The sequence below is a fragment of the Adlercreutzia equolifaciens genome, assembly GCF_029076695.1.
GTDB lineage: Bacteria > Actinomycetota > Coriobacteriia > Coriobacteriales > Eggerthellaceae > Adlercreutzia > Adlercreutzia equolifaciens_A.
The window spans coordinates 1-446 of the sequence record NZ_JARFIK010000043.1 but is presented as its reverse complement, the minus strand read 5'-3'; the positions used below and the strand labels follow the sequence as shown (position 1 = coordinate 446).

1 protein-coding gene and 1 tRNA gene are annotated in these 446 nt (G+C 59.4%); both read left to right on the top strand.

What is annotated here, in order from left to right; translation table 11 throughout:
• The coding region (locus PZH32_RS11375; RefSeq protein ID WP_275208364.1) for a P-loop NTPase at positions 1 to 207 on the top strand (207 nt) is incomplete at its 5' end.
• A 165-nt stretch (positions 208 to 372) separates the two neighbouring features.
• Positions 373 to 445 (top strand) — tRNA-Ala (locus tag PZH32_RS11370).
• Position 446: the final 1 nt, after the last annotated feature.

Sequence of the window (446 nt, the reverse complement as noted above, 5' to 3'; positions counted from 1 at the left end):
GAGTGCGGCAAGGAGCATCACATCTTCGGTGAGCCCCAGGGTGCCGCCGTGGCCGAGAAGTACCAGATTCCCGCCGTGGCCTCGCTGCCCATGGACCCGAACTTCGCCCGCCTGGTGGACGAGGGCAAGGTGGAGGCCTACAACGTGGAGGGTGCCCTTGACGGCATCATCGATCAGGTAATCGCCACCGCCGAGGCTGCGGAGTAACCACGCAAAAGCACCAACCGTATCCAACGGTTCGCACAAGAACGCCCGCATATCCCTGCGGGCGTTCTTTCATTGACGGGACGCATAAGAAGCTGCGAGAAAAATTTCTCAAAAAAGTTCTTGCGCTGCTGTCCCGTTATGCTAATATAGTCCTCGCACTTTTTCGGGGCCTTAGCTCAGCTGGGAGAGCGCATGGATGGCAGCCATGAGGTCAGGGGGTCGATCCCCCTAGGCTCCAC